The organism is Mesorhizobium sp. P2_D6 (assembly GCF_056404315.1).
Map to the genome: position 1 here is coordinate 444,614 of NZ_JBFUEG010000004.1, position 26,356 is coordinate 470,969.

The window sequence follows — 26,356 nt, forward strand, 5'->3', positions numbered from 1 at the left end:
CGCCTGGTACCCACGGCCTGAGTCCCGCTTGGGTATCCACTTCAGCCTGTCTCGGTATTGGCACCCCGCCGCCGAGCGCGGCGGGGCAGTTTGCATTTGATCCGCCGCAGCTATTGCGTCTTTCGAGGATCGTCCGCCGGATTGATGTACTTGATGCCCCACGGGCCATTTGTGGTGAGCTGGAGCACCGTCTCTTCATCGAAATAAGCAAAATGCGCCATGCCTGGCGGCAAAGCGAAGTAGCTACCCGCAGGAATTGCTCTGGCTGTACTCCGGTCGGCGGTCTCTCCCATGCCAAGATTAACGGTTCCCGAAATTACTGTGTCAACTTCAAGCCCTGGATGTGTGTGCGGCGCGATCGCGTACCCAGCCGGCAATTTGAGCCGAAGGGCAAACGGACCTTCCTTGGTCGGATCGCCGTACAGGATTGCCAACTTTGCTCCGGCAGGGAGCGCTTTGGGGCCCGGGCCCCACTTGACCTCGTTGGGAGTGATCACGGTATGCGCGTCCTCTGCCGAAGCAGCGGAGGCGATTGCGCAGGATACGATCCAGCCGACTGCAAGTAGCGATGCAACTTTCATGGTAGCCTCCCGTCTCGGCGGGCTACCCATTCCGGCCCGTGCCGGGTTGGGCTCGCCAAAACCGTCCAGATTAGGTCCGGGAGCCACGTCTAGGCAAGCAAGTTCTCGGCTCAGTATCGACGCCGCCCTTGGCGAGAGCGCATGCGAGTGCGGCGCATGCGCTTTCGCCAAGGAATCTTGAGCCGGACTCTTGTGCCAGGCCGATATTCACTAGGTTACAGCGAAGACGCCGAGCACGATCAGCAGAAAGATGATCAGCACGATCCCGATGAGGATGCGTGCGCCGGTAGCGGCCGCGCCGGCCAGCGCCGGCATGCCGAGCAGGCTCGCGGCGGCGGCGACAATCAGAAGAATGATGATCCATTTGATCATGGAAAGGCTCCCGGCCAAATTGCGTCGCGCAAGACAACGCGTTTTGGCCCGTTGGGTTCCTTCCCTAGACCTCCGGCACGTCCCAGATTTCACCCGGCCGCAGGGCGCGGAACCGCTCCTGCGGCACGCCCTTCGCCTTCAGCGCTTCGGCCAGTTTTTGGACCGGCTCGTCGATCGGTTCGTCGGTGAGATGGAACGTGCCCCAGTGGCAACCTGCGGCGTGAGCCGCGTTGCACAGCTGCATGCCTTGCACCGCTTCTTCCGGGTTCTGATGCTGCGGCGCCATGAACCAGCGCGGCTCGTAGGCACCGATCGGCAGGATGGCGAGGCGAAAGCCGCCATGTTTCTCAGCCATCAGCCGGTAATTGGCGCCGCCATGGAAACCGGTGTCACCAGCGAAATAGATCTTTCCGGCGGGGGTTTCGACGACGAAGCCAGCCCACAGCGCCATGCGGCGGTCGCGCGCGCCACGCGCCGACCAATGATGCACCGGCTCGACATGGACGGCGATGTCCTTGGTAATCTCGACACGCTCACCCCAGTCATGCGCCGTCGTTCGCATGCCCGGCACGGCGCTATCGATGATGGCGTCGTTGCCGAGCGGCGTCAGCACAAGCGGATCGTGCTTCGCCTTCAGCCGCTTGAGCGTGGCAAGGTCGAGATGGTCGTAATGGTTGTGGCTGACCAGCACCAGGTCGATCGGCGGCAGCTGGGAAAACGCGATGCCTGGCGCATTGACGCGCCTGGGCCCGGCAAAGGAGAGCGGCGAGACGCGCGGCGACCACACCGGGTCGGTCAGGATGTTGAGGCCGGCGGTCTGGATCAGCAGCGTCGCATGACCGACCATAGTCAGGCGCAGCCCGTCGCTGTTGATGCGCGCCGCCGGCTCCGTTGGTTCAAACGGACTCGGATTGGCTGCCGGCCATTTCGAACGCTCGCCGCTTAGCTGCCATTTGAGCAGATCTGTGAAGCGGCCTGGCATCTGGCCGTCGGGATTGAAAAACAGAGTACCGTCGAAATGGTCGCTGGGCGGGCCGCTGTAATAGCGGTTGGCGGGTCTCTTTCTCGCGGCCAAGGTTTCGGCTCCGGCAGGTTTCTGGTCCTTGCTAGATAGGGACGAGGGCCTCCGGCGCAAGCAGGTGCCGCTGTCGCAAGCAATCTACCGGTTCGAACCGCGCTAGAGCCAAGGCACGCCCTCGTCCGCCCGGAATTTTGCGACAAATTTGCAACAATTCTTGCCGCAAACCCTATTTTAACCATATCGGGTTGAAATTTCGCCACCTTCTCCATCTTGGTGAGGGTGAGAGTGTGCGGACGGCTCCCCCAGCCGGATCCGACGGAGGTTGAAATGACTTTTTCGAGAAGCGGCCTGGTGGCCGTATCGCTGGCCGCGCTGTTTGCGAGCGGCTGTTCGACCTCGCGTTTTTCATCGATGGATGACCAGCAGCCGGCGCCACTGCAGCCCGCGCCCGCCGGTACGGTGAGCGGAAGCCAGCTGCCGCCGCCGGCAGCGCCGGGCACAACCGACCCGTCGCAATTCCCGACGGCGCCGGCCGGCACTCAGGTCGCCTCGCTGCCGCCGGATGGATCGGCGCCTGCCGGCGCCACCGACCTCACCGCGGCCAGCGTCGCCGGTGTCTGGAACGCCAGCGTGTCCGGACAGAGCTGCAAGGTGGCGACGCCACAGACCAAATTCGGCGCCGGCTATCGCGCCGGACCGTTGCATTGCCCGGCACCCATCGACGGCATCAAGTCGTGGAACGTCGCCGGCAAGCAGCTGACGCTCTATGACGAGAATGGAGGCACCCTGGCGCGGCTCTATTCGTCGGGCGGTTCGAAATTCGACGGCCAGACTTCCACCGGCTTGCCGATTTCGCTTACAAGATAAGCTGCCTATCCCTAGACAGCGACGTGACCGATGCATCTGCGTGACGGCCTCCAGACCCATGCCACCGTCAGGCAGCGCTACGACCATCTGGTCGACACCGGCGCTGTCGAACGCGATCCGGCGCAGGAGCGCATCGCAGCCGCACTCGACCGGCTGACCGATGAGATCTCGGTCAAGCGGCTGGCGCACAAATCGAGTGCGCTCGGCTGGCTGTTTGCCCGCAAGCGCGAGACGCGCGAGGTCGTCAAAGGCCTCTACATCCATGGTGGCGTCGGCCGCGGCAAGACCATGCTGATGGACATGTTCTTCGAACTGCTGCCGGTCCGCCGCAAGCGCCGTGTCCATTTCAACGACTTCATGGCCGATGTGCAGGATCGCATCCAGAAGCACCGGCAGGCGCGCAAGAATGGCGACGCCAAGGAGGACGATCCGATCCCGCCGGTAGCACTCCAGCTTGCCGAACAGGCCTGGGTGCTGTGCTTCGACGAGTTTTCGGTCACCGACATTGCCGATGCGATGATCCTGTCGCGGCTGTTTTCGGCGCTGTTTGCCAATGGCGTGGTGCTGGTCGCCACCTCCAATGTCGCGCCCGAAAACCTCTATCGCGACGGGCTGAACCGCCAGCTCTTCCTGCCCTTCATCAGCATTCTCGAGCGTCACGCCCAGGTGCTGACACTCGATGCCGACAAGGACTACCGGCTGGAAAAACTGGCGCGCACGCCTGTCTATGTCACCCCGGCGGATGCCGAGGCCGACCGTATGCTGGACGAGGCCTGGCAGGCGATGACACGCGGCGCGCCCGTCGTCGAGACCACCCTGGCGGTGAAGGGCAGGCAGGTGGTGGTGCCGGCCGCTGCGGGCGACACGGCGCGGTTTTCCTTCGCCGATCTCTGCGAAAAGCCGCTTGGCGCCCGCGATTTCCTGGCCATTGCCGGCCGTTTCTCAACCATCTTCATCGATCGCGTGCCGGTGCTCGGCGAAGGCAGGCGCAACGAGGCCAAACGCTTCATCCTCCTGATCGACACGCTCTACGATCACCACACGCGGCTGGTGGTGAGCGCCGAGGCCGCGCCGTCTGAGCTTTATACGGCCAAGCGCGGCGTCGAGGTGTTCGAATTCGAACGCACCGCCTCACGGCTGATCGAGATGCAAAGCCGCGACTGGCTGGAAGACTGGGCGGAACGGCAGAAGGCGCAGAAGCCCGAAGGCAGGCATAGCGAGCCCCCGGTCGCGATGGCCTAAGCCTTCAAATGGGCGGCAAGGTTCCGGCAACAACCGTGTAGTGGTCGACGAATTCGGGCTTTTCCAGAAGGTAGCGATCGTCTTCGGGATAGTAGCGGGCCAGTTCGGGTGCATCCCCGGCAAAGCTTCGCACGGCGTCCATTGATGACCACCAGCTCAATGTGACGATCTCCGTCGAGTCATCATCGCGATCGCGCATAAGCATCTGGAAACCGCGATTGCCGGCCGTAGCCGCGTAGTCGAGGCCTCCCGTCCTCTCGACATAGGCGGCATAGGCAACGCGATCCTGTGTACGGATGACGGACGACCAGCGACGCAGAATGAGCGGTTCTGTCTCAGTCATGGCTAACCTCCCTGTTGTCGTGGCGGCATTCTAGAGCCTGTAGACATACATCACGAATGGCTCGGCTACTGCACCGCGCGACTCATAAAGCGAGCGCGCCGCGACATTGTCCGGCTCGGTGCCGACCCATGCCTCTTCACAGCCCTGTTCGCGCCCGATCATGAACATCGCATCCAGCATCTTTCGGGCGATGCCCTGGCGCTGGAAGGCCGGGGACACCCCGACCTCGTCGATGTAGAGTTCGCTGACCTTGTCGGGGTGGCGGTGGATGATGGCGGCGCACTGGCCGACGACGACATTTTCGGACAGTGCCACGATCATGAAATGGCCTGGTGCGGCGAGATAGGCGGCGAGCCTGTCGGCGCGCACCGGCTCGTCGAACACGTCTTCGGCGATCCGCTTCACAAGGGCGTCATCGCCGGCATATAGTCTTCTGATTTCCACGTTCATTGTGTAAAACCTCTCAAGTCGGCTTACAAACTTTGACGTTTACGTAAATCCCGATGTTTCTAACCGATTGAAATTATTCACTCGAAAATAATCGGTTGAATATATTTTCCACCAGGGCTACTGGATGCGGCGAAATCTCGCGGATCCCGCAGCCTTCCGGCCTCTTCCTCGACGCCGTCAACCAGATCGCCACAGATTTGGGCGTCGTCACAGACAAAGGGAAAATTTCCTCACATGGCACGCAACAAGATAGCGCTTATCGGCTCCGGCATGATCGGCGGCACTCTCGCTCACATGATCGGCCTCAAGGACCTCGGCGACGTGGTGCTGTTCGATATTGCCGAGGGCATTCCGCAAGGCAAGGGGCTCGATATCGCGCAGTCTTCGCCGGTCGACGGCTTCGATTCGAGGCTGACCGGCGTCAATGACTATGCCGGCATCGAGGGCGCCGACGTCTGCATCGTCACTGCCGGCGTGCCGCGCAAGCCGGGCATGAGCCGCGACGACCTGCTCGGCATCAATCTCAAGGTCATGGAACAGGTCGGTGCCGGCCTGAAGAAGTACGCGCCGAAGGCCTTCGTCATCTGCATCACCAACCCGCTCGACGCCATGGTCTGGGCGCTGCAGAAGTTTTCCGGCCTGCCCAAGACGCATGTGGTCGGCATGGCCGGCGTGCTCGACAGCGCCCGCTTCCGCTATTTCCTCGCTGAAGAGTTCAAGGTCTCGGTCGAAGACGTCACCGCCTTCGTGCTCGGCGGCCACGGCGATTCCATGGTGCCGATGATCCGCTATTCGACGGTGTCGGGCATTCCGCTGCCCGACCTCATCAAGATGGGCTGGACTTCGAAGGAAAAGCTCGACCAGATCGTGCAGCGCACCCGCGACGGCGGCGCCGAGATCGTCGGTCTCTTGAAGACCGGCTCGGCCTTCTACGCGCCGGCCGCCTCTGCCATCTCGATGGCTGAATCCTATCTCAAGGACAAGAAGCGCGTGCTGCCTTGCGCTGCGCATCTCTCGGGCCAGTATGGCGTCAAGGGCACCTATGTCGGCGTTCCCGTGGTCATTGGCGCCGGCGGCGTCGAGCGCATCATCGAGATCGACCTCAACAAGGCCGAGCAGAAGATGTTCGACGCCTCGGTGGCGACGGTGCAGGGCCTGACCGAGGCCTGCGTCAAGATCGCCCCGCATCTCGCCTCGAAGTGATCCCCGGAGACCATCCAGATGAACATCCATGAATATCAAGGCAAGGCGCTGCTGAAGAGCTTTGGCGCGCCGGTGGCCGAAGGCGTGCCGGTGTTCAAGGCGAGCGAGGCGGAAGCCGCGGCACAAGCGCTGCCCGGTCCGCTCTATGTGGTGAAGAGCCAGATCCATGCCGGCGGCCGCGGCAAGGGCAAATTCAAGGAGCTTGGCCCGGACGCCAAGGGCGGTGTGCGGCTGGCCAAGTCGGTGGCCGATGTCGTCGCCAACGCCAATGAGATGCTTGGCCACACGCTGGTGACCAAGCAGACGGGACCGGCCGGCAAGCAGGTCAATCGGCTCTATATCGAGGACGGCGCCGACATCGAGCGCGAGCTTTATCTGTCGATCCTGGTCGACCGCGCGGTTGGACGCATCGCCTTCGTCGTCTCGACCGAAGGCGGCATGGACATTGAGGGCGTCGCCCACGACACGCCGGAAAAGATCATCACCCGCGCCATCGACCCGCTGGCCGGCGTGACGACCATCGACGTCGACATATTGGTGGAAGCGCTGGGGCTCACCGGCGACGCCGCCAAGGATGCCGCCACGCTGTTCCCGATCCTCTACAAGGCCTTTGTCGAAAAGGACATGAGCCTGCTCGAGGTGAACCCGCTGATCGTGATGAAGAATGGCCGCCTGCGCGTGCTCGACGCCAAAGTGTCGTTCGACAACAACGCTCTCTTCCGCCACCCCGAGCTGATGGAATTGCGCGACACCACCGAAGAGGACGAAAAGGAGATCGAGGCGTCGAAATACGACCTCGCCTATGTCGCGCTCGACGGCAATATCGGCTGCATGGTCAATGGCGCCGGCCTTGCCATGGCGACGATGGACATCATCAAGCTCTATGGCGCCGAACCCGCCAACTTCCTCGATGTCGGCGGCGGCGCGTCGAAGGAGAAGGTGACGGCGGCGTTCAAGATCATCACCAAGGACCCGGCCGTCAAAGGCATCCTGATCAACATCTTCGGCGGCATCATGAAGTGCGACATCATTGCCGAGGGCGTGATTGCCGCGGTCAAGGAAGTCGGCCTGCAAGTGCCGCTGGTGGTGCGTCTCGAAGGCACCAATGCCGAGCTCGGCAAGAAGATCATCAACGACAGCGGCTTGAATGTCGTGTCGGCCGATGACCTCGACGACGCAGCCAAGAAGATCGTGGCAGCGGTGAAGGGCTGAGCGGATGCCTCCGCGCAAGATAAACCTGGTCGAGGCGGCTGATCAGAAGATCACCAAGGTCTTCGATCCGCATATTGCCGGTGACGTCAATGACAGCCAGGCGAAGCTTGCCAAGTTCGGCGAGACCTTCGACTGGCATGCGCATGAACATGAGGACGAAGCCTTCCTCGTGCTGCGGGGCAGGATTGCCATCGATTTCCGCGACGGTCCGGTCGAGCTCGGCGAGGGCGATTTCATCGTCGTACCGCGCGGCGTCGAGCACCGGCCGCGGTCGCTGACCACGGAGCCGGTGGTGCTGATGTTCGAGCCGGCAACGACGCTCAACACCGGCAACGCCAAGAGCGCCCTCACCGTCACCGACCTGAAGCGGCTCTGACCATGAACGCTGCGTCCTTCTCCTCGCTCTCGGCCGATCACCAGCGCCTGCAGGCGCTGGTCGGCGCGTGGCGTGGCGAGGAAGAGGTTGCGGAAACGCAATGGGCCGATGGCGGCGCAGCGACGTCGGACGTGCTGGCAGAGGCTGAGTTCGGCGGCCTGTTCGTGGTGCAGCGCTATCGCCAGCGCCGCGACGGCACGGTCTCGTTCGGCTCGCACAGCGTGTTCGGCTTCGACCAGCCAAACAGCCTCGTCACCATGCACCAGTTCGATTCGATGGGCTTTGTGCCGGCATCGCCGGCCACAGGCACATGGAACGGCGCTGAACTGGTCCTCGAGCGGTCGTCGCCGCGCGGCGCCGCACGCGTGACGTATCTTTTCGATGATGCCGATGCCTACCGCATGCGACTGCATTTCAAACCTGCCGGCAGCGACAACTGGCAAGACATGGTGAGCGGCGTCTACCGGCGCGTCTCGCCTTCCTCGATCAACGGTTTTTAGAAAAGGGCTCCGATGTCCATTCTCATCGACAAGAACACCAAGGTGCTGGTGCAGGGCCTGACCGGCAAGACCGGCACGTTCCACACCGAACAGGCGCTGGCCTATCACGGCACCAAGATGGTGGGCGGCATCCACCCCAAGAAGGGTGGCGAGACCTGGACCGGCGCCAAGGGCGAAAGCCTGCCGATCTTTGCCAGCGTTGCCGAGGGCAAGGCCAAGACCGGCGCCAATGCCTCGGTCGTCTATGTGCCGCCGGCAGGTGCCGCCGAAGCCATCCTGGAAGCGATCGAGGCCGAGATCCCGCTGATCGTCTGCATCACCGAGGGCATTCCGGTGATGGACATGGTCAGGGTCAAGGCGCGGCTCGACCGCTCGACCTCGCGGCTGATCGGGCCGAACTGCCCGGGCGTGCTCACCCCCGACGAATGCAAGATCGGCATCATGCCCGGAAACATCTTCCGCAAGGGCTCGGTCGGCGTTGTTTCGCGCTCGGGAACGCTTACCTATGAGGCGGTCTTCCAGACCACCAATGTCGGCCTCGGCCAGACCACCGCTGTCGGCATTGGCGGCGACCCCGTCAAAGGCACGGAGTTCATCGATGTGCTGGAGATGTTCCTCGCCGACGACGAGACCAAGTCGATCATCATGATCGGCGAGATCGGCGGTTCGGCCGAGGAAGACGCCGCGCAGTTCCTCAAGGACGAGGCCAAGCGCGGCCGCAAGAAACCGATGGCGGGCTTCATTGCCGGGCGCACCGCGCCGGCCGGCCGCACCATGGGCCATGCGGGCGCGGTCATCTCCGGCGGCAAGGGCGGCGCGGAAGACAAGATCGCGGCAATGGAATCGGCCGGGATCAAGGTTTCGCCGTCGCCGGCACGGCTGGGCACGACCCTGGTCGAGGCGATCAAGGGTTAAGGCAATAAGGGAGTAGGGCAGTATGGCAGTAGGGGAATAGGAAGAACGGGACGAGCGGCGGCAACGTCACTTTCCTACTGCCCTATTGCCTTACTGCCCTACTCGCCTCCAAACGTAAGGAGACGGAGCCAGGCTCCGCAGAAAAAATGGCAAGACAAGATCAGGCCAACGACCAGTTTTCACTCACCTCATTCCTCTATGGCGGCAATGCCGACTACATCGACGCGCTCTACGCCTCCTATGAGGATGATCCGGAGTCGGTAAACCCCGAATGGCAGGACTTCTTCGCGGCGCTGAAGGACGACGCCGGCGATGTGCGCAAGAACGCCAAGGGCGCCTCCTGGGCAAGGCCCTCCTGGCCGTTGCAGGCCAATGGCGAGCTGGTGTCGGCGCTCGACGGCAATTGGGGTCTAGTCGAGAGGACGGTCGAAAAGAAGGTCAAGGACAAGGCGGTCACCAACGGCGTCGTGCTGTCGGATGCCGACGTACACCAGGCGACGCGCGATTCGGTGCGCGCCATCATGATGATCCGCGCCTACCGCATGCGCGGCCATCTGCACGCCAATCTCGACCCGCTCGGCATCGCCAAGCCGCTCGAGGACTATAACGAGCTATCGCCGGAGAATTACGGTTTTACCGCTGCCGACTACGACCGGCCGATCTTCCTCGACAATGTGCTCGGCCTCGAATTCGGCACCATCCGGCAGATGCTGGAGATCCTCACTCGCACCTATTGCTCGACGCTCGGCGTCGAGTTCATGCACATCTCCGATCCCGAGGAGAAGGCCTGGATCCAGGCCCGCATCGAAGGCACCGACAAGGAGATCTCCTTCACCGCCACGGGCAAGAAGGCGATCCTGCAGAAGCTAGTCGAGGCCGAAGGCTTCGAGCAGTTCATCGACGTCAAGTACAAGGGCACCAAGCGCTTCGGCCTCGACGGCAGTGAAGGGCTGATCCCGGCGCTGGAGCAGATCATCAAGCGCGGCGGCCAGCTCGGCATGAAGGAGATCGTGCTCGGCATGGCGCATCGCGGCCGGCTGAACGTGCTTTCCCAGGTGATGGCGAAGCCGCACCGCGCCATCTTCCACGAGTTCAAGGGCGGCTCGGCCGCTCCCGACGAGGTCGAGGGCTCCGGCGACGTCAAGTACCATCTCGGCGCTTCGTCGGACCGCGAGTTCGACGGCAACAAGGTGCACCTGTCGCTGACCGCCAACCCTTCGCATCTGGAAATCGTCGATCCGGTGGTGATGGGCAAGGCGCGCGCCAAGCAGGACTATCTGTTCGGCCGCAGCCGCGAGGAGATCGTGCCGCTGGAAGAGCGCGCCAAGGTGCTGCCGCTGCTTCTGCATGGCGACGCCGCCTTCGCCGGCCAGGGCGTGATTGCCGAAATCCTCGGCCTGTCGGGCCTGCGCGGCCATCGCGTCGCCGGCACGCTGCATTTCATCATCAACAACCAGATCGGCTTCACCACCAATCCGCGCTTCTCGCGTTCGTCGCCCTATCCGTCCGACGTCGCCAAGATGATCGAGGCGCCGATTTTCCACGTCAATGGCGACGATCCGGAAGCCACGGTCCATGCCGCCAAGGTGGCGATCGAATTCCGCATGAAGTTCCACAAGCCGGTGGTGGTGGACATGTTCTGCTACCGCCGCTTCGGCCACAATGAGGGCGATGAGCCGGCCTTCACCCAGCCGATCATGTACGCCAACATCCGCAACCATAAGACGACAGTGCAGATCTATGGCGACCGGCTGATCGCCGAGGGCCATATCACCCAGGCCGAACTCGACAAGATGAAGGCCGACTGGCGCGCGCATCTGGAATCCGAATGGGAAGTCGGCCAGCACTACAAGCCAAACAAGGCCGACTGGCTGGACGGCGCCTGGTCAGGCCTGCGCACCGCCGACAACCAGGACGAACAGCGCCGCGGCAAGACCGCCGTGCCGGTCAAGGTGCTGAAGGAGATCGGCAAGAAGCTGACCGAGGTGCCGAAGGGTTTCGAGGCGCACAAGACCATTATCCGCTTCCTCGAAAACCGCCGCCAGGCGATCGAATCCGGCGAAGGCATCGACTGGTCGACGGCCGAGGCGCTGGCTTTCGGCGCCATCCTGCTCGACGGCAACCCGATCCGTCTGTCGGGCCAGGATTCCGAGCGCGGCACCTTCTCGCAGCGCCATTCCGTGCTCTACGACCAGCGCGACGAGACCCGCTACATCCCGCTCAACAATCTGTCGGCGGCGCAGGCGGGCTACGAAGTCATCAACTCGATGCTGTCGGAAGAGGCGGTGCTCGGCTTCGAATATGGCTACAGCCTGGCCGAGCCGAAGGCGCTGACCTTGTGGGAAGCGCAATTCGGCGATTTCGCCAACGGCGCCCAGGTGGTGTTCGACCAGTTCATCTCCAGCGGCGAGCGCAAGTGGCTGCGCATGTCGGGCCTGGTCTGCCTGCTGCCGCATGGCTATGAGGGCCAGGGTCCGGAGCATTCCTCGGCGCGTCTCGAACGCTTCCTGCAGCTCTGCGCCGAAGACAATATGCAAGTCGCCAACTGCACCACGCCGGCCAACTACTTCCACATATTGCGCCGGCAGCTGAAGCGCGACTTCCGCAAGCCGCTGATCCTGATGACGCCGAAGTCGCTGCTGCGCCACAAGCGGGCAGTATCGACGCTGCCGGAGATTTCGGGCGAAAGCTCGTTCCACCGGCTGCTGTGGGACGATGCCCAGCTGTTGCAGAACCAAACGATCAAGCTGGTCAAGGATTCCAAGATCCGCCGCGTCGTCCTGTGCTCGGGCAAGGTCTATTACGACCTCTATGAGGAGCGCGAGAAGCGCGGCATCAACGACATCTATCTGCTGCGCGTCGAACAGCTCTATCCGTTCCCAGCCAAGGCGCTGATCACCGAACTGTCGCGTTTCCGCAACGCCGAGATGGTGTGGTGCCAGGAAGAGCCCAAGAACATGGGCGCCTGGTCCTTCATCGATCCGTATCTGGAATGGGTGCTGGCGCATATCGACGCCAAGCACCAGCGGGTGCGCTACACCGGACGTCCGGCGGCGGCATCGCCGGCGACCGGGTTGATGTCGAAGCATCTGGCGCAGCTCGCGGCCCTGCTCGAAGATGCGCTCGGTGAGTAAAGCAGAATTGGGCGAATAGAATTCGGCCCACAGAACAGACAGAGAAGAAACGGACAGGCACAATGGCTACCGAAATCCGCGTTCCCACTCTCGGCGAATCCGTCACCGAGGCGACCATCGGCAAATGGTTCAAGAAGGTCGGCGATGCCATTGCCGTCGACGAGCCGCTGGTCGAGCTCGAAACCGACAAGGTGACAGTGGAAGTGCCCGCCGCTGCTGCCGGCACGCTGGGCGAGATCACCGCCAAGGAAGGTGAGACCGTCGGCGTCGGCGCGCTGCTGGGGTCGATCTCGGCCGGCGGAGCCGCCGCCGCACCTGCAAACAAGCAGGAGGCCAAGCCGCAAGCCGTCTCGCAAGCGTCGAGCCCCGACGCGGCCCATACGACCAAGCAGGCCGCGGCCGAGACCGCCAAGATCGCCGGTGATGCCGGCGCGGTCGAGCCACGCTCTATGCCGCCGGCGCCGGCTGCCGCAAAGCTGATCGCCGAGGCCAATCTGTCCGTCGACCAGGTGTCCGGCTCGGGCAAGCGCGGCCAGGTGCTGAAGGGCGATGTGCTCGACGCAATTTCCAAGGGCGCACCGTCGCAGCCGGCTGAAACGCCGAGAGCCGCACCGGCGCCCGTCGCGGTGCGCGCGCCGTCCTCCGGTGACGATGCCTCGCGTGAAGAACGCGTGCGCATGACCAAGCTGCGCCAGACCATCGCGCGCCGGCTGAAGGAAGCGCAGTCGACCGCCGCCATGCTGACCACCTTCAACGAGGTCGACATGTCAGCGGTGATGGCGCTCAGGACCAAGTACAAGGACATCTTCGAGAAGAAGCACGGCGTGAAGCTTGGCTTCATGGGCTTCTTCACCAAGGCCGTCACCCACGCCTTGAAGGAGATCCCCTCAGTCAATGCCGAGATCGACGGCACCGACATCATCTTCAAGAACTATGCCCATATCGGCGTTGCCGTCGGCACCGAAAAGGGCCTCGTAGTGCCGGTGGTGCGCGATGCCGATCAGATGTCGATCGCCGAGATCGAAAAGGACATCGGCCGGCTGGGCATTGCCGCGCGTGACGGCAAGTTGTCGGTCGCCGACATGCAGGGCGGCACGTTCACCATCTCCAACGGTGGCGTTTACGGCTCGCTGATGTCGACGCCGATCCTGAATGCGCCGCAGTCGGGCATCCTCGGCATGCACAAGATTCAGGATCGGCCCGTCGTGGTCGGCGGCCAGATCGTGATCCGGCCGATGATGTACCTGGCGCTCTCCTACGATCATCGCATCGTCGACGGCAAGGAAGCAGTGACCTTCCTGGTGCGCGTCAAGGACAGTCTGGAAGATCCGGAACGGCTGGTGCTCGACCTCTAGAGGCTGGTCGGTTTTGAGCCGGGGAAAGGACTGCGCCGCCGCATGACGACCCGTTCCTCGCGCTTCCGGTCCGGAATGGTTTTCACGGCAGTGTGTGCGGTCGGCGTCACGCAAGCTGTGTCTACAGCCCACGCCGCCTGCCCGCTGGCGCTCGCCGTCTATGGCGATGCCGAGAGCGAGGCCGGCATCGATTTCCGGCCGACGACGGATGCGGTCACCGTCACCAACGCCTTCAAGATGGTGCTCGACAAGGGCGGCGTGCTCGACGGCATCGTCATGTGGACATCAGGCGTTTCGCGGCCGCACGGCTCGCTGATGTACAAATGCCCGACCGGCGACGTCACCGGCGATGAGCTTGCCGCCTGCACGGTCTGGCAAGGTGTCGTCTACAGCGCCGACGACAAGGGCAACATCGCCCTGTTGGCGGCTGAAGGCACGGACGCACCGCAGAGCCTGATCTTCCCCGATCTCGGGCCGTCGCTGCAGATGTCGTCGGCCTTCGTCGCCAACGGTTTCTCGAAACTGCCATGGGACGTGTTTCTGCTGAAAGGGTGCCAGGAATGAGCGCGGCCAAGAAGGTTCTTCTGGTCACCGGCGGCAGCCGCGGCATTGGCGCGGCCACCTGCCGGCTTGCGGCGAAGGCCGGCTACCGCGTCGCGGTCAACTATGCCGCGAACGAGGCGGCCGCCAGGGCGCTGGTCGCCGAGATCGAGGCGGCGGGGGGCGAGGCTTTTGCCGTCAAGGGTGACGTCGGCAACGAAGGCGACATCGTGGCAATGTTCGAGGCGGTCGACCACCGCTTCGGCAGGCTCGATGGCCTCGTCAACAATGCCGGCGTCGTCGACGTCAAGGCGCGTGTCGACGAGATGAGCCTGGCGCGGCTGGAGCGCATGATGCGCATCAATGTCATCGGCTCGTTTCTGTGCGCCCGCGAAGCGGTCAGGCGCATGTCGAGCAAGAATGGCGGCCAGGGCGGCGCCATCGTCAACATTTCGTCGGCGGCGTCGATACACGGCTCGCCCGGCGAATATGTCGACTATGCCGCGTCCAAGGCGGCGATCGACACCTTCACGCTCGGGCTGGCACGCGAAGTCGCGACTGAAGGCGTGCGTGTCAATGCGATACGGCCAGGCATAATCGACACCGAGATCCACGCCTCCGGCGGCCAGCCAGACCGGGTCGAGCGGTTCCGTGACATGCTGCCGATGAAACGCGCCGGCACGGCGGATGAAGTCGCGCATGCCATTCTCTATCTTTTGTCGGATGAAGCGTCCTATACGACGGGCGCGATCCTGAATGTTAGCGGCGGCCGCTGAAGGCCACAAATCAAAGGGATAGAGCATGATGGTCTCCGAAAACCGCTTCACACTTTTCGGCATCACGCTCTAGGCAAGAAGGACACCCATCATGGCTTATGACGTCGTTATCATCGGATCGGGACCGGGCGGCTATGTCTGCGCCATCAAGGCGGCGCAACTCGGGCTGAAGGTCGCGGTGGTCGAGAAGAACGCCACTTTCGGCGGCACCTGCCTCAACATCGGCTGCATCCCGTCCAAGGCGCTGCTTTACGCCTCCGAGATGTTCGCGGAGGCCGGCCATTCCTTCGATACGCTGGGCGTCGAGATACCGGCGCCGAAACTCAATCTGAAGAAGATGATGGCGCATAAGGACGCGACCGTCTCGGCCAACGTCAACGGCGTCGCCTTCCTGTTCAAGAAGAACAAGATCGACTCGTTCCGCGGCACCGGGAAGGTGGTCGCCGCTAGCAAGGTCTCGGTGACGGCTGAGGACGGCAAGGTCGAGGAGATCGAGACGAAAAACATCGTCATTGCCACTGGCTCGGATGTCGCCGGCATTCCCGGCGTCAAGGTCGACATCGACGAGAAGGTGATCCTGTCGTCGACCGGCGCCCTGTCGCTGGAGAAAGTGCCGGGCCATCTGGTGGTGGTCGGCGGCGGCGTCATCGGGCTGGAGCTCGGCTCGGTCTGGGCAAGACTCGGCGCCAAGGTCACCGTGGTCGAGTTCCTCGATACGATCCTGGGCGGCATGGACGGCGAGGTTTCCAAACAGTTCCAGCGCCTGCTCTCCAAGCAGGGCTTCGAGTTCAAGCTCGGCGCCAAGGTGACCGGGGTCACCAAGGCCAAGAAGGGCGCGACGGTTACCTTCGAGCCGGTCAAGGGCGGGGCGGCCGAGACCATCGAGGCCGACGCGGTGCTGATCTCGACCGGGCGCCGGGCCTATTCCGACAGTCTCGGGCTGAAGGAGGCCGGCGTCGAGGTCGATGAGCGCGGCCGGGTCAAGACCGACGGGCATCTGCGGACCAATGTGGCCGGCATCTACGCCATCGGCGATGTCATCGCTGGACCGATGCTGGCGCACAAGGCAGAGGATGAAGGCGTGGCGGTTGCCGAGACCATTGCCGGCCAGGCAGGCCATGTGAACTACGACGTCATCCCGAGCGTCGTCTACACCAGCCCGGAAATCGCTTCGGTCGGCAAGACCGAGGAGGAGCTGAAGAAGGCCGGCATTGATTACAAGATCGGCAAATTCCCGTTCACCGCCAACGGCCGCGCACGCGCCATGCTGCACACCGACGGCTTCGTGAAGATCCTCGCTGACAAGGTCAGCGACCGCGTGCTCGGCGTCCACATTGTCGGCTTCGGCGCTGGCGAGATGATCCATGAGGCTGCGGTACTGATGGAGTTCGGCGGCTCGTCCGAAGACCTCGCCCGCACCTGCCACGCGCACCCGACAATGTCGGAAGCGGTCAAGGAAGCGGCACTGGCCACGTTCTTCAAGCCGATCCATATCTGATTTCGACAGGGAAGTTTGCGGCACGTCGGCGGTGAAGGATCGCTACCCTCGCCAATAACAGGCCCAAAAACAAAACGGCCCGCTTCGCAGCGGGCCGTTCGTTATTAAATTCAGTGGCCTGATTACTGGGCCGGTGCGGGAGCCGGAGCAGGCGCGGGAGCCGGGGCTGGTGCCGGAGCGGGCTCAGGCGCAGGTGCGGGCGCCGGGGCTGGCGCGGGAGCCGGTTCGGCGGGCTTCATCGGCTCAGCCGGTGCAGGCGCAGGTGCCGGTGTGCTGGCTGCCGGCGGCTCGGCGGGTGCCGGATGCTCGCCGCTTCTTCCAAAAACATAGTACGCGACAATCGCAAGGATGACGACGACCAGCGCAATCAGCCAGCCGCTGCCACCGCCCGATTTGGGCGCCGGGCCCGGGTCGTTAGGGTTCGACATAAAAGTGTCCTCCGTGGATGAAAAGCATCAAACAACACCCATCAACGCGCAACCGTTGAACGGGTTTCATACTAGGCCTGGAAATCGCCGAACGCAGGAAAATTCTGATTTGCAACCGCTCGATGGCCTGTATTTCCCCCGCAAAATCAATCGCGAGTGAGCAGAAATGAGCTTACCTGTACTTTTTCGCCAAGAATAGGGCCAACTGGTCTTCGGACCGCGAATCAGCTGCGGACCCAGACACAACCGTGCCTTGCGTGATTCGGCAGGCAAGGAGCCGCGCAGATCAGTCGACGGCAGTGACAGTATAACCGGCTTTGCGAAAATCCTCCACCAGGCCTTCGGGGCCGGGAAGATGCAGGGCGCCGACCGCCATGAAGGCGTTGCCCTTGGCCAGGATGGGCTGGGCATGGTCGACCATCACCTTGTTGCGGTCGGTGATCATGGCCTGCTCGAAGGCGGCGTACCCTGCAGCGTCGTCCTCTTCGCCTGGGGACATTGACCGCAGGAGCGGCCAGAACGTGCCGGTGTCGCCGCGCTGGTAGAGCACGATCATGGTCTCGTTGATGTCGTTTATCTTGTCGCCGAGCTTCAAGGTTTCAACCAGCCCTTTGATGTGAAAGGCGATCGGCAGCGAAGCCATGGCGCGGAGCTGGCCGGCGGCGGTTTCCAGGCCTTCCACCGGCTTTCCATTGGCCTTGGCGTCCTCAGCCAGCTTGACGTCGAGAACCGGCGCGCCGCCTGCCTGGCGGGCGACCTCGCAGACCGGCAGCGCGACCATGGCCGACAGCAGCCACGGCTTCATCTTGGAGACGCTCGCCGGCGGAATGCCGCGCGCATCGAGCCCCTTGTTCACCGCGGCCGCATCCTCCGGCGACAACAGCGACGACAGCGTCGTGCTGTCGGTGAACATCATCAGCTCGGGCTCCTTGAGCATGGCCTCCATCATCTTCTGCTTGTCGAGCACGTCGGTGGTTTCGATGATGATAGTACCGGCGGCGTCGTAGGCCCGCTTGGCGGCCGGCGGCAGCGCGGTCACGCGTGGGTCGGTCATGTGCATGGTGCCGAATAGGAAGGACGGCTTTTCGCCTGATTTTTCCAACTTCCACAATAGGCCCTTGCCGTTCAGCGTCGCCGCCGCTTGCGCCTCGATCCTGGCATAGGTGGCGGGGTCGTCCTTCTGCAGGGCCGACAGCAGATCAGCGCCGGTGCAGACCGGGACGTCGGCATGCGCCTTACCGGCGGCGAGCAGCAGCACGATGAGGAAAGACAGGAAAAACAGCGCGTTGAGCGCGACAAGCAGCTTCAGCGACGCAAGGGCCGCGCGGTCGGCGATGGCGATGACGCGTTTCATGATCGCTTTTCTAGGACCGAAAAGCGGCGAAACGGTTAATCGGCGCCGCAAATTTGAAGAGTTCACGCCCTTGGGTGGGCGGACTCATAGATTTCAAGCAGCCTTGCGGTGTCGACGCCGGTGTAGACCTGCGTCGTCGACAGGCTGGCATGGCCGAGAAGCTCCTGGATGGTGCGCAAGTCACCGCCGCGGCCAAGCAGATGGGTGGCGAACGAGTGGCGCAAGGCGTGCGGGGTGGCGGTATCCGGCAGGTTGAGCGCCGAGCGCAGTTTGGACATGTCGCGCTGGACGATGGCCGGATTGAGCGGTCCGCCGCGGGCGCCACGAAACAGCAGGCCCTTGGGGTCGAGATGGTAGGGGCACAGTTTGCGGTATTCGGCGATGGCGCGCAGCGCCACCGGCAGCACCGGCACCAGCCGCGTCTTGCCGCCCTTGCCTGTGACGCGCAGCACGGTGTCGGCTTCCGAGGCCAGGTCGGCGGCACTGAGGCCAAGCGCTTCGGAAATTCGCAGGCCCGAACCGTAGAGCAGCGTCAGCACGGCGGCGTTGCGGGCGGCAATCCAGGGCTCCTCCGCCAATTGGCCTTCCACCGAGACGACATGTTTGGCGTCGCTGGCGGTGAGTGGCTTGGGCAGCGATTTCGGTTGGCGCGGGGCGCGCAGCGCTGCCGCTCCCGCTGCGTTGGCGAGGCCACGCCGCTCGAGGAAACGCAGCAGCGAACGGATGCCGGCAAGACCCCGGCCGAGCGTACGGGCGCCGGCGCCGGCGTTGCGCCGCGCGGCAAGAAAGCCGCGCAGATCGGCCGGACGCAAAGTGGCGATGTCGGAAATGCCGGGCGAGCCGCCGCAATGTCCGGTCAGGAAATGCAAGAACTGGCGCGTATCCCGCTCATAGGCTTCGACTGTCGCCGGCGACAGCCGGCGTTCGCGCGCCAGCATCTTCAGCCAGCTCTCGCGCGCTGCCTGGAGGTCGGGTTTTGCCGGGATGAGAAATTCCTGCATACGGCCATTGTCAGGCAGCCGGGTTAGGAAGCAGTGAAGAAGCTGTCATTGAAATGGCCACGGGAGGGCGTTAGAGCAGGGCAAAGGACATCAGCCATGAGCAAGCCCCAAAACCCTGTCCAGATGGCCGTGATCGGCGCCGCCCATGGCATCAAGGGCGAGCTCAGGGTCAAAACCTTCACCGGCGAGCCGCTGGCGCTGGCTGATTATGGGCCGCTCTATGCCAAGGACGGCCGCGCCTTCCAGATCATCGACATTCGGCCCGCCAACACCGTCGTCGTGGTGCGCTTCAAGGGCATTGCTGACCGCAACGCCGCCGAGGCGCTGGCTGGCACGGAGCTGTTCGTCGACCGCTCGATGCTGCCCGACGATGGCGAGGAGGACGAGTTCTACCACGCCGATCTCGTCGGGCTCGAGGTCCGCGACGATAAGGACGCGGTCATCGGCAAGGTGGTCGCCGTGCACAATTTCGGCGGCGGCGACATTCTCGACGTCACACTCGGCGGGCGCAAAGGCGTGCTGATCCCGTTCACCCAGGCCGCCGTGCCGCAGGTGGCGGTTGCCGAGGGGTTTGTCCGCGTCGATCCGGCCGCCGCCGGTATGATCGACGACGAGGATGGCGAGACACCGCGAGAAGACAATTTCGACGCGAAGGGCCGGCCGCGCGGGCCTAAGGACGCCGGAGGCAACCGGTGACGTTCAAGGCATCGGTGCTGACGCTCTATCCCGAGATGTTTCCGGGTCCGCTCGGCCTGTCGCTGGCCGGGCGGGCGCTGGAGGCAGGTACTTGGTCACTGGAAGCGGTCCAGATCCGCGACTTTGCTGAGGACCGCCACCACACGGTGGACGACACACCGGCCGGCGGCGGCGCCGGTATGGTGATGCGCGCCGATGTGCTGGCCAAGGCGATCGACCGCACGGCGCCAGAGGGCGATCCGCGGCCAAAACTGCTGATGAGCCCGCGCGGCAAACCGCTGACGCAGGCGCGCGTGCGCGAGCTTGCGGCCGGGCCGGGCGCCGTCATCGTCTGCGGCCGCTTCGAAGGCGTCGACCAGCGGCTGATCGAGGCGCGGAACCTGGAGGAGGTCTCCATCGGCGACTTCATCCTCTCCGGCGGCGAGCCGGCCGCACTTGTGCTGCTCGACGCCGTGGTGCGGCTGTTGCCCGGCGTGATGGGCAATGCGGTGTCAGGCGAAGAGGAAAGCTTTGAGAACGGCCTGCTCGAACATCCGCACTATACGCGGCCACAGGAATTCGAGGGCAGGCCGATCCCCGACGTGCTGACGTCAGGCAATCACAAGAAGATCGCCGCCTGGCGCCGCGCGGAGTCCGAGAAGCTGACCAGGGATCGGCGACCGGATTTGCTCGCCGCTCAGCCCTTGGCAAAATAATAAAACGCCAGAAACAGGCCGACGGCGATGACGAAGCCGCGTACTGCGTTTTGCGGCACGCGCTTGGCGATCCAGACACCGGCATAGCCGCCGAGCGCGCCGCCGGGGATCATGACGATCGCTTGCGGCCAGGCGACGACGCCGCCGGAGACGAAGACGATGATCGCTACCGCCGCGATAACCACGGCCAGCATGTTCTTCAGCGCATTCAGCCGGTGATAGTCGCCGGCCTGTGTCAGGCCGAGCGTCGCCAGCATCATCACGCCCATGCCGGCGCCGAAGAAGCCGCCATAGACCGCGGTGAAGAACTGCGCCAGCGACCCGACGAGCGAGCCGACCGCGGCCTCGTGTCCCGGCTTGGGCGCCGGCTTCAGCCACGGTCCGGCTGCGAACAGCGCGGTAGCGGCCAGCAACAGCCACGGCACCATGACGCGGAAGGACGGGTTGGACAGCGCCAGAAGGATGAAGGCGCCGGCCAGCGCGCCGGCGGCCGAGATCAGGCAGAGCAGCAGTGCGCCGCGCCAGAAATGCTCGATGTCGGTCCGGTAGGCGAGCGTCGAGGTGATGTAGCCCGGAAACTGCGTCACCGAGGACGTGGCGTTGGCGACGATCGGCGGTACGCCGACCAGCGACATGGCGCCGAAGGTGATGAACGTGCCGCCGCCGGCGACCGCGTTGCATGCGCCCGACAGAAAGCCTGCCGCAAACAGCAGCGCCGCGTCGAGAACGGACATGTCGAAAATCGTCATGAGAGTGGCGCCGGACAAGTATGCGTCGTCCGGCTTAGGAAGCTTGGAGGGCAGGCGCAACCCTGCACTGGACGATTGCGTGGTGGCATGCGACCAAAAAAGACAGGGCCAAGGCGTGACAAGTGAGTGAAATAGCTGTATGTGCCCGCCCGTACTGGCGAGAAAATCTCCCAGACCCGTCAACAATGACGGTGTAGTCGCCCCTGCCCGATGTCCAGAAGACAGATGTCTCGGAGACAAAGGGCATAGCCGAGCGGTCAATGGAACTGCAAGGCGAGTGCCGGACGCTCTGACTGTCGGAAGAACAAGAAGTGGACTATTGAGATGGATATCATCCGTCAGCTCGAGGCCGAACAGGCCGCCAAGATCGAAGCCAAGCGCAAGCTTCCCGAATTCCAGCCCGGCGACACCGTGCGCGTCCAGGTCCGCGTGACCGAAGGCACCCGCACCCGTGTTCAGGCCTATGAGGGCGTTGTCATCGCCCGCGCCGGCGCCGGCTTCCAGGAAAACTTCACCGTCCGCAAGATCTCCTACGGCGAAGGCGTCGAGCGCGTTTTCCCGGTCTTCTCGCCGATGGTCGAGGGCGTCGAGATCGTGCGCCGCGGCAAGGTGCGCCGCGCCAAGCTCTATTATCTGCGCGACCGTCGCGGCAAGTCGGCCCGTATTTCGGAAAACACCGGCGTGCGCGCCCGCAAGCTCAACGATGAGGAGCGCGATGCGCTGAACGCCGAGAAGGCCCGCATCGAAGCCGAGAAGGTAGCCGCCGCCCAGGCGCTGGCCGCAGAGACGGCCGCCAAGGAAGCCGCCGAGAAGAAGGCCGCCGACGAGGCTGAAGCGGCAGCCAAGGCCGCTGCGGAAGCCACCCCGGCCGAATAAGATCTCGACCAAGGATTTTGGAAAGGCGGCTTCGGCCGCCTTTTTTCGTTTCACCAGACCTGTGAACGATTGTCGGCCGAGAAATTGGGGCTCGGCTGTTGACCGCGCATTATCATCTTGTGTACTAAATAATCGTACACAAATTAATTGGAGAACTGAAATGGCACTCTACACCACACAGGCTCGCGTCACCGGCGGCCGCGCCGGCCATGGCGAAACCAGCGACGGCCTGCTCAAGGTCGACCTCGCTTTGCCTAGGGAACTCGGTGGACAGGGTGGCGCCACCAATCCCGAGCAGCTGTTCGCGGTCGGCTATGCCGCCTGCTTCGAAAGCGCCATCCGCTTCGTCGCGCGCAAGCAAAAGCTGCCGCTGACCGATGCGTCTGTGACCTCGACCGTCAGCCTGCTTCCCAACGGCGAAGGGTTCAAGCTCGGTGTCGCGCTCGCCGCCGAGACGAAGGGCCTTGATCAGGCGGCGGCGGAAGCGCTTGTATCGGAAGCGCACAAGATCTGCCCCTATTCAAACGCGATCAAGGGCAATGTCGAGGTGGCGCTTTCGACAGTGGCGCTTCCGGCAAAGGCAGCATGACGACGAAGACCGAAACCAGAGCCACAGAAGTCCCGGCGGATACCGCCGGGACGATCGCTGTTCCGCGCCTGGACCAGCAGCTCTGCTTCGCGCTCTATTCCGCGAGCGGGCTGATGACCAAACTCTACCGACCCCTGCTCGACCCGCTCGGCCTCACCTATCCGCAATATCTGGCGATGCTGGCGCTGTGGCAGCATGCGCCGAGCACGGTTGGCGAGCTCGGCGAGGCGCTGGGGCTGGATTCGGCGACGCTGACGCCGCTGCTCAAGCGGCTTGAGGTGGGTGGCCTGGTCACCCGCCGACGCGACCCAGCCGACGAGCGCCGCGTGCTGGTCGAACCGACCGCAAAGGGCCAGGCGCTGCGCGCACGCATCAAGGATGTATCCGCCGGCCTTGCCTGCGCCATGCCGCTGGAAGTCGAGGAGCTGAAGTCGCTGCACCGGACCTTGACCGGGTTTGTCGCAAAATTGCGTGACGCGGCGTCACCATCCTGACCCGTCGTTTGACGGTTTCCCTTGTGCTCGAAAGCGGCCTAGTTAGCCATAGCGGGTCACGGAAGAATGCCGACCGCGAAGCGTTCTAAAACCGCGCCGGTTGAAGGCATTGGAATCCACTTTCACCGGACGCTGAGCACCGGACCGGCTTGCAAGCCGTCTGCGGACGGCTAAAGTCGCGCCTGGATTTTCATGTGAGCCCGGCTGCAAGCGGGCTTCTCATCCTGGAGTGTATCATGACCAAATCGAAACTGCTGCTGGCCGGCCTGCTGGCCTGTTTCCTCGCGCCCGTTGCTGCATGGGCGGCCGATGCGCTGCCCGACCTCGGCGGCAAGAAGGTGGTGGTGGTGACGGAAAACGCCTATCCGCCGCTGCAGTTCATCGACCCCAAGACCGGTAAGCAGATCGGCTGGGAATATGACGCGATGGACGAGATCGCCAAGCGGCTGAACTTCAAGGTCGAGTATCAGAACACCTCCTGGGATGCGATGATCCAGGCGGTTTCCGACAACCAGTACAACATCGGCATGACCGGCATCACCATCAAGGACGACCGCAAGGAGAAGGTCGATTTCTCCGACCCCTATATGCGCTCGGAACAGTTCATGCTGGTGCGCGGCGACGAAAGCCGCTTCACCGACGCCAAGACCTTCGGCGCCTTCAAGGACGGGCTGATCGGCGCGCAGGCCGGCACGACGCCCTTCTACACCGCCGTCTACAGCGTGCTCGACGGCAATGAGCAGAACCCGCGCATCAAGCTGTTCGAGACGTTCGGCGCCACCGTACAGGCGCTGAAGTCCGGTGACGTCGATGTCGTCCTGACCGATGGCACCGCAGGCAAGGGCTATGTCGACGCCTCCGAAGGCAAGCTGAAGCTGATCGGCGGCCCGCTCGGCACCGAGGATTTCGGCTTCATTTTTCCGAAGGGTTCGGATCTGGTGAAGCCGGTCAATGCGGCGATCGCGGCGCTCAAGGCGGATGGGACGATCGAGGCGCTCAACAAGAAGTGGTTTCTTGATTACAAGATGGGGCAGTAGCCCATCTTGGCGCTACGGCCGGTAAAGATGCCAATCTCCCCCCTTGCGGGGGAGATGCCCGGTAGGGCAGAGGGGGGTGTGCAGGATCACCTCCCTTTTATTTTGAGCTTCTCCAAAGAGAACCTGGCCAGAGGACTGATCGGTTGACAGGTTGGAGGGACAGCACCCCCCTCTGTCCTGCCGGACATCTCCCCCGCAAGGGGGGAGATCAGTGGCTTTTGCGAAGGCAGCTATTTGCCGGCGTTGGGCATTGATGCCACCCGTCTCCACCCAAAAATCCGATTTCCCCTGGTGGCTTGCCGCCGCGATCGTTCTCGCGGTGATCGCCGCGCTCTACATTGCCACCAGCGATCTCTATGCCCAGGTCTTCGCCACCGTCGCCAAGGGCATCGGCATCACCGTCTTTGTCACCGTGGTCGCCTTTGCGCTGGCGTCGGCCATCGGCCTCGGCATTGCGCTGATGGGGTTGTCTGGGTCGCGCTGGCTCAGGCAAATCGCCCGCTTCTATGTCGAGATCATCCGTGGCGTGCCCATCCTGGTGCTGCTGTTCTGGATCGCCTTTGCCGGTGCGCCGGCCTTCGTCGCCGCCTGGAATGCGCTGACCGCGCCGTTGCAGAATGCCGGCCTGATGGGCGAGCTTTTGGTGCGCGACGTCTCGCTGTTGTGGCGGGCCATCATGGCGCTGACCATCGGTTATTCGGCCTTCATCTCCGAGGTTTTTCGCGCCGGCATCCAGGCGGTCGAGAAGGGCCAGATCGAAGCGGCCAAGGCGTTGGGGTTGTCGCGCACGCAGCGCTTCCGGCTGATCGTGTTTCCGCAGGCGATCCGCACCATATTGCCGCCGCTCGGCAACGACTTCGTCGCCATGGTCAAGGATTCGTCGCTGGTCTCGGTGCTCGGCGTCGCCGACATCACCCAGATGGGCAAGATCTACGCCGCCGGCTCGTTCCGCTTCTTCGAGACCTATTCGATCGTCGCCTATATCTACCTCATCCTGACCGTCGGCCTGTCGCTGGCGCTGCGCGCGCTGGAGAAGCGGCTACGCAACCAGCATCAGGAATAGAAGTCGGGCGAAGACGCGGCTACCATCACGGATGATGCGGCCAGTTGCGGAGAGAGTCCCATGATCGTCGACAAGGCCAATGCGGCGCTGGAATCGGTCTATACCGCCGATACGCCGGAAGCGCTCGCAGAGGCTTACGCCGCATGGGCCGCGACCTATGACAGCGAAACCGCCTCGCTCGGTTATTTGCTGCCGTTCCTGATCACCGCCTGGGTGGCGCGGCATGTGCCGGCGGGCGAAGGGCCGCTGCTCGACGCTGGCTGCGGCACCGGCCTGTCGGGGCCATCGCTCAAGGCGCTGGGCTATGCCGACATTGCCGGGCTCGACCTCTCCGACGACATGCTGAAGATCGCCGGCAGCCGCAACGCCTATGGCGATTTGAAAAAGGCGATGCTCGGCGGCCCGCTGCCCTGGCCGGACGGCCATTTTCGCGCCTTCTTCTCGACCGGCGTGTTCACCATCAGCCATGCGCCGGCGTCCGGCCTGCACGAGCTTGTCCGCATCACCAGAAAGGGCGGCCACGCCATCTTCACCGTGCGCGACCAGGTGTTCGAAACCGGCGGCTTCCAGGCCGTGTTCGACGAACTGGAGCAGGCCGGGAAATGGCGGCCGGTCGAGCAAAGCCCATGGTTCCGCTGCTACGCCATCGCCGAGCCGGACGCGCTGGTGAAGACTTTTGTGTTCGAGGTGGTTTGAGCGGTGAGTTCGCCCACTTTGGCGCCCTTCCTCTCCCTCCGGAGGGGGGAGAGCGACTATCTGGGGGGTCAAGTTGCATTTGCGAACTCACTTCTCGCGTCGCGTGCTTTTGCATTGAGGATGACGAGAAGTTTTCTGGCAAGCGCGATGCGGATGAGCATTTTGGGCTTTCCCGCCAGTTGCAACCTTTGAGCGAACGCTTTGAGATGTGGATCGAACTTAGCCACGATGGCTGCGACGATGAAGAGGATGCCACGCGGCCCGGCGCGTCCGGCGCGCACATGCCTGTTGCC

Annotated in this window: 28 protein-coding genes and 1 pseudogene; 20 read left to right on the forward strand and 9 right to left on the reverse strand. The window is 63.6% G+C overall.

Features of this window, described 5'->3' with window-relative positions:
• Nucleotides 1–110: 110 nt before the first annotated feature.
• The 3 genes from AC1D1L_RS11815 to AC1D1L_RS11825 all read right to left on the reverse strand — a co-directional run bounded on the left by AC1D1L_RS11815 (nucleotide 111) and on the right by AC1D1L_RS11825 (nucleotide 2,028).
• On the reverse strand, nucleotides 111–581 hold the full coding sequence (locus AC1D1L_RS11815; RefSeq protein WP_477341414.1) for a cupin domain-containing protein: 471 nt from the start codon (nucleotides 579–581) through the stop codon (nucleotides 111–113).
• A gap of 210 nt (nucleotides 582–791) precedes the next feature.
• A complete protein-coding gene (locus tag AC1D1L_RS11820; protein WP_066991727.1) occupies nucleotides 792–953 on the reverse strand; it encodes a DUF1328 family protein in 162 nt (53 codons plus the stop codon).
• 64 nt (nucleotides 954–1,017) lie between these two features.
• Nucleotides 1,018–2,028 carry an MBL fold metallo-hydrolase gene (locus tag AC1D1L_RS11825; RefSeq protein WP_477341418.1) on the reverse strand — a complete coding sequence of 337 codons (1,011 nt, stop codon included), beginning with the start codon at nucleotides 2,026–2,028 and terminating at the stop codon, nucleotides 1,018–1,020.
• 273 nt (nucleotides 2,029–2,301) lie between these two features.
• On the opposite strand from AC1D1L_RS11825, the gene AC1D1L_RS11830 reads away from it, so the two are divergent.
• Both AC1D1L_RS11830 and zapE read left to right on the forward strand, forming a co-directional pair.
• A complete protein-coding gene (locus AC1D1L_RS11830; RefSeq protein WP_112560096.1) occupies nucleotides 2,302–2,841 on the forward strand; it encodes an AprI/Inh family metalloprotease inhibitor in 540 nt (179 codons plus the stop codon).
• Nucleotides 2,842–2,871: 30 nt separating this feature from the next.
• Nucleotides 2,872–4,083, forward strand: coding sequence for a cell division protein ZapE (zapE, locus tag AC1D1L_RS11835; RefSeq protein WP_477341420.1), 1,212 nt, complete (start codon nucleotides 2,872–2,874; stop codon nucleotides 4,081–4,083).
• A gap of 4 nt (nucleotides 4,084–4,087) precedes the next feature.
• On the opposite strand, the gene AC1D1L_RS11840 is transcribed toward zapE, so the two are convergent.
• Together AC1D1L_RS11840 and AC1D1L_RS11845 are read right to left on the reverse strand one after the other, a co-directional pair.
• Nucleotides 4,088–4,426: a hypothetical protein gene (locus tag AC1D1L_RS11840; protein WP_477341422.1), complete on the reverse strand. Its 339-nt coding sequence runs from the start codon at nucleotides 4,424–4,426 to the stop codon at nucleotides 4,088–4,090.
• Nucleotides 4,427–4,456: 30 nt separating this feature from the next.
• A complete protein-coding gene (locus AC1D1L_RS11845; RefSeq protein ID WP_477341424.1) occupies nucleotides 4,457–4,876 on the reverse strand; it encodes an N-acetyltransferase family protein in 420 nt (139 codons plus the stop codon).
• Nucleotides 4,877–5,110: 234 nt separating this feature from the next.
• Between AC1D1L_RS11845 and mdh the strand changes: the two genes are divergently transcribed.
• From mdh to lpdA, 10 genes are all read left to right on the forward strand, one after another.
• Entirely contained in the window at nucleotides 5,111–6,079 is a 969-nt protein-coding gene (gene mdh, locus AC1D1L_RS11850; RefSeq protein ID WP_023670541.1) for a malate dehydrogenase, read from the forward strand.
• 18 nt (nucleotides 6,080–6,097) lie between these two features.
• Nucleotides 6,098–7,291, forward strand: a complete 1,194-nt coding sequence (sucC, locus tag AC1D1L_RS11855; RefSeq protein ID WP_477341426.1) for an ADP-forming succinate--CoA ligase subunit beta — start codon at nucleotides 6,098–6,100, stop codon at nucleotides 7,289–7,291.
• A 4-nt stretch (nucleotides 7,292–7,295) separates the two neighbouring features.
• Entirely contained in the window at nucleotides 7,296–7,667 is a 372-nt protein-coding gene (locus tag AC1D1L_RS11860; RefSeq protein ID WP_477341428.1) for a cupin domain-containing protein, read from the forward strand.
• A gap of 2 nt (nucleotides 7,668–7,669) precedes the next feature.
• Nucleotides 7,670–8,167 carry a DUF1579 family protein gene (locus AC1D1L_RS11865; protein WP_477341430.1) on the forward strand — a complete coding sequence of 166 codons (498 nt, stop codon included), beginning with the start codon at nucleotides 7,670–7,672 and terminating at the stop codon, nucleotides 8,165–8,167.
• Between the two features lie 12 nt (nucleotides 8,168–8,179).
• A complete protein-coding gene (sucD, locus tag AC1D1L_RS11870; RefSeq protein WP_436262419.1) occupies nucleotides 8,180–9,082 on the forward strand; it encodes a succinate--CoA ligase subunit alpha in 903 nt (300 codons plus the stop codon).
• Nucleotides 9,083–9,228: 146 nt separating this feature from the next.
• The gene (locus AC1D1L_RS11875; RefSeq protein ID WP_477341432.1) at nucleotides 9,229–12,216 is read left to right on the forward strand and encodes a 2-oxoglutarate dehydrogenase E1 component; all 2,988 of its coding nucleotides are present in this window, start codon (nucleotides 9,229–9,231) and stop codon (nucleotides 12,214–12,216) included.
• Between the two features lie 62 nt (nucleotides 12,217–12,278).
• Nucleotides 12,279–13,571 (forward strand): 2-oxoglutarate dehydrogenase complex dihydrolipoyllysine-residue succinyltransferase, encoded by a 1,293-nt coding sequence (gene odhB / locus AC1D1L_RS11880; RefSeq protein WP_477341434.1) that lies wholly within the window; start codon nucleotides 12,279–12,281, stop codon nucleotides 13,569–13,571.
• A 75-nt stretch (nucleotides 13,572–13,646) separates the two neighbouring features.
• Nucleotides 13,647–14,135 carry a hypothetical protein gene (locus tag AC1D1L_RS11885; RefSeq protein ID WP_477341480.1) on the forward strand — a complete coding sequence of 163 codons (489 nt, stop codon included), beginning with the start codon at nucleotides 13,647–13,649 and terminating at the stop codon, nucleotides 14,133–14,135.
• Nucleotides 14,132–14,887, forward strand: coding sequence for an SDR family oxidoreductase (locus AC1D1L_RS11890; protein WP_477341436.1), 756 nt, complete (start codon nucleotides 14,132–14,134; stop codon nucleotides 14,885–14,887). The genes AC1D1L_RS11885 and AC1D1L_RS11890 overlap by 4 nt, the downstream gene beginning before the upstream one ends.
• A 91-nt stretch (nucleotides 14,888–14,978) precedes the next feature.
• Complete coding sequence (gene lpdA / locus AC1D1L_RS11895) at nucleotides 14,979–16,385, forward strand: dihydrolipoyl dehydrogenase (protein ID WP_477341438.1); 1,407 nt, start codon at nucleotides 14,979–14,981, stop codon at nucleotides 16,383–16,385.
• A 714-nt stretch (nucleotides 16,386–17,099) separates the two neighbouring features.
• On the opposite strand, the gene AC1D1L_RS11900 is transcribed toward lpdA, so the two are convergent.
• Nucleotides 17,100–18,167: a TraB/GumN family protein gene (locus tag AC1D1L_RS11900; protein ID WP_477341440.1), complete on the reverse strand. Its 1,068-nt coding sequence runs from the start codon at nucleotides 18,165–18,167 to the stop codon at nucleotides 17,100–17,102.
• 62 nt (nucleotides 18,168–18,229) lie between these two features.
• Nucleotides 18,230–19,168, reverse strand: a complete 939-nt coding sequence (locus AC1D1L_RS11905) for a tyrosine recombinase XerC (protein ID WP_477341442.1) — start codon at nucleotides 19,166–19,168, stop codon at nucleotides 18,230–18,232.
• 96 nt (nucleotides 19,169–19,264) lie between these two features.
• Here AC1D1L_RS11905 and rimM point away from each other — a divergent pair, with 96 nt between their 5' ends.
• Together rimM and trmD are read left to right on the forward strand one after the other, a co-directional pair.
• Nucleotides 19,265–19,864, forward strand: coding sequence for a ribosome maturation factor RimM (gene rimM, locus AC1D1L_RS11910; protein ID WP_477341444.1), 600 nt, complete (start codon nucleotides 19,265–19,267; stop codon nucleotides 19,862–19,864).
• The gene (trmD, locus tag AC1D1L_RS11915; protein ID WP_477341446.1) at nucleotides 19,861–20,559 is read left to right on the forward strand and encodes a tRNA (guanosine(37)-N1)-methyltransferase TrmD; all 699 of its coding nucleotides are present in this window, start codon (nucleotides 19,861–19,863) and stop codon (nucleotides 20,557–20,559) included. The genes rimM and trmD overlap by 4 nt, the downstream gene beginning before the upstream one ends.
• Here the strand turns inward: trmD and AC1D1L_RS11920 are convergent.
• Nucleotides 20,541–21,293: a sulfite exporter TauE/SafE family protein gene (locus AC1D1L_RS11920; protein ID WP_477341482.1), complete on the reverse strand. Its 753-nt coding sequence runs from the start codon at nucleotides 21,291–21,293 to the stop codon at nucleotides 20,541–20,543. The two genes, trmD and AC1D1L_RS11920, sit on opposite strands and share 19 nt — an antisense overlap.
• 339 nt (nucleotides 21,294–21,632) lie before the next feature.
• Here AC1D1L_RS11920 and rplS point away from each other — a divergent pair, with 339 nt between their 5' ends.
• The 6 genes from rplS (at nucleotide 21,633) to AC1D1L_RS11950 (ending at nucleotide 26,063) form a co-directional block, all read left to right on the forward strand.
• Nucleotides 21,633–22,184, forward strand: a complete 552-nt coding sequence (rplS, locus tag AC1D1L_RS11925; protein WP_477341448.1) for a 50S ribosomal protein L19 — start codon at nucleotides 21,633–21,635, stop codon at nucleotides 22,182–22,184.
• 160 nt (nucleotides 22,185–22,344) lie between these two features.
• Nucleotides 22,345–22,773: an organic hydroperoxide resistance protein gene (locus AC1D1L_RS11930; RefSeq protein ID WP_352586434.1), complete on the forward strand. Its 429-nt coding sequence runs from the start codon at nucleotides 22,345–22,347 to the stop codon at nucleotides 22,771–22,773.
• Nucleotides 22,770–23,267, forward strand: a complete 498-nt coding sequence (locus AC1D1L_RS11935; RefSeq protein ID WP_352586433.1) for a MarR family winged helix-turn-helix transcriptional regulator — start codon at nucleotides 22,770–22,772, stop codon at nucleotides 23,265–23,267. The genes AC1D1L_RS11930 and AC1D1L_RS11935 overlap by 4 nt, the downstream gene beginning before the upstream one ends.
• 236 nt (nucleotides 23,268–23,503) lie before the next feature.
• Entirely contained in the window at nucleotides 23,504–24,304 is an 801-nt protein-coding gene (locus AC1D1L_RS11940; RefSeq protein ID WP_477341451.1) for a transporter substrate-binding domain-containing protein, read from the forward strand.
• A gap of 253 nt (nucleotides 24,305–24,557) precedes the next feature.
• Nucleotides 24,558–25,367: an amino acid ABC transporter permease gene (locus tag AC1D1L_RS11945; protein ID WP_477341453.1), complete on the forward strand. Its 810-nt coding sequence runs from the start codon at nucleotides 24,558–24,560 to the stop codon at nucleotides 25,365–25,367.
• A gap of 60 nt (nucleotides 25,368–25,427) precedes the next feature.
• The gene (locus AC1D1L_RS11950) at nucleotides 25,428–26,063 is read left to right on the forward strand and encodes a class I SAM-dependent DNA methyltransferase (protein WP_477341455.1); all 636 of its coding nucleotides are present in this window, start codon (nucleotides 25,428–25,430) and stop codon (nucleotides 26,061–26,063) included.
• 68 nt (nucleotides 26,064–26,131) lie between these two features.
• Here the strand turns inward: AC1D1L_RS11950 and AC1D1L_RS11955 are convergent.
• A pseudogene (locus AC1D1L_RS11955) lies at nucleotides 26,132–26,356 on the reverse strand (IS110 family transposase); the annotation flags it as partial.

Bases quoted from the DNA above. Each gene is read 5' to 3' on its own strand.
- rimM (WP_477341444.1), top strand. From the start codon at position 19,265: ATGAGCAAGCCCCAAAACCCTGTCCAGATGGCCGTGATCGGCGCCGCC.
- AC1D1L_RS11940 (WP_477341451.1), top strand. From the start codon at position 23,504: ATGACCAAATCGAAACTGCTGCTGGCCGGCCTGCTGGCCTGTTTCCTC.
- AC1D1L_RS11950 (WP_477341455.1), top strand. From the start codon at position 25,428: ATGATCGTCGACAAGGCCAATGCGGCGCTGGAATCGGTCTATACCGCC.
- sucD (WP_436262419.1), top strand. From the start codon at position 8,180: ATGTCCATTCTCATCGACAAGAACACCAAGGTGCTGGTGCAGGGCCTG.
- AC1D1L_RS11945 (WP_477341453.1), top strand. From the start codon at position 24,558: ATGCCACCCGTCTCCACCCAAAAATCCGATTTCCCCTGGTGGCTTGCC.
- AC1D1L_RS11920 (WP_477341482.1), bottom strand. From the start codon at position 21,293: ATGTCCGTTCTCGACGCGGCGCTGCTGTTTGCGGCAGGCTTTCTGTCG.
- AC1D1L_RS11875 (WP_477341432.1), top strand. From the start codon at position 9,229: ATGGCAAGACAAGATCAGGCCAACGACCAGTTTTCACTCACCTCATTC.
- rplS (WP_477341448.1), top strand. From the start codon at position 21,633: ATGGATATCATCCGTCAGCTCGAGGCCGAACAGGCCGCCAAGATCGAA.
- odhB (WP_477341434.1), top strand. From the start codon at position 12,279: ATGGCTACCGAAATCCGCGTTCCCACTCTCGGCGAATCCGTCACCGAG.
- AC1D1L_RS11845 (WP_477341424.1), bottom strand. From the start codon at position 4,876: ATGAACGTGGAAATCAGAAGACTATATGCCGGCGATGACGCCCTTGTG.
- lpdA (WP_477341438.1), top strand. From the start codon at position 14,979: ATGGCTTATGACGTCGTTATCATCGGATCGGGACCGGGCGGCTATGTC.
- AC1D1L_RS11815 (WP_477341414.1), bottom strand. From the start codon at position 581: ATGAAAGTTGCATCGCTACTTGCAGTCGGCTGGATCGTATCCTGCGCA.
- AC1D1L_RS11890 (WP_477341436.1), top strand. From the start codon at position 14,132: ATGAGCGCGGCCAAGAAGGTTCTTCTGGTCACCGGCGGCAGCCGCGGC.
- zapE (WP_477341420.1), top strand. From the start codon at position 2,872: ATGCATCTGCGTGACGGCCTCCAGACCCATGCCACCGTCAGGCAGCGC.
- AC1D1L_RS11935 (WP_352586433.1), top strand. From the start codon at position 22,770: ATGACGACGAAGACCGAAACCAGAGCCACAGAAGTCCCGGCGGATACC.
- AC1D1L_RS11865 (WP_477341430.1), top strand. From the start codon at position 7,670: ATGAACGCTGCGTCCTTCTCCTCGCTCTCGGCCGATCACCAGCGCCTG.
- AC1D1L_RS11820 (WP_066991727.1), bottom strand. From the start codon at position 953: ATGATCAAATGGATCATCATTCTTCTGATTGTCGCCGCCGCCGCGAGC.
- AC1D1L_RS11860 (WP_477341428.1), top strand. From the start codon at position 7,296: ATGCCTCCGCGCAAGATAAACCTGGTCGAGGCGGCTGATCAGAAGATC.
- AC1D1L_RS11840 (WP_477341422.1), bottom strand. From the start codon at position 4,426: ATGACTGAGACAGAACCGCTCATTCTGCGTCGCTGGTCGTCCGTCATC.
- mdh (WP_023670541.1), top strand. From the start codon at position 5,111: ATGGCACGCAACAAGATAGCGCTTATCGGCTCCGGCATGATCGGCGGC.
- sucC (WP_477341426.1), top strand. From the start codon at position 6,098: ATGAACATCCATGAATATCAAGGCAAGGCGCTGCTGAAGAGCTTTGGC.
- AC1D1L_RS11830 (WP_112560096.1), top strand. From the start codon at position 2,302: ATGACTTTTTCGAGAAGCGGCCTGGTGGCCGTATCGCTGGCCGCGCTG.
- AC1D1L_RS11930 (WP_352586434.1), top strand. From the start codon at position 22,345: ATGGCACTCTACACCACACAGGCTCGCGTCACCGGCGGCCGCGCCGGC.
- AC1D1L_RS11900 (WP_477341440.1), bottom strand. From the start codon at position 18,167: ATGAAACGCGTCATCGCCATCGCCGACCGCGCGGCCCTTGCGTCGCTG.
- AC1D1L_RS11905 (WP_477341442.1), bottom strand. From the start codon at position 19,168: ATGCAGGAATTTCTCATCCCGGCAAAACCCGACCTCCAGGCAGCGCGC.
- AC1D1L_RS11885 (WP_477341480.1), top strand. From the start codon at position 13,647: ATGGTTTTCACGGCAGTGTGTGCGGTCGGCGTCACGCAAGCTGTGTCT.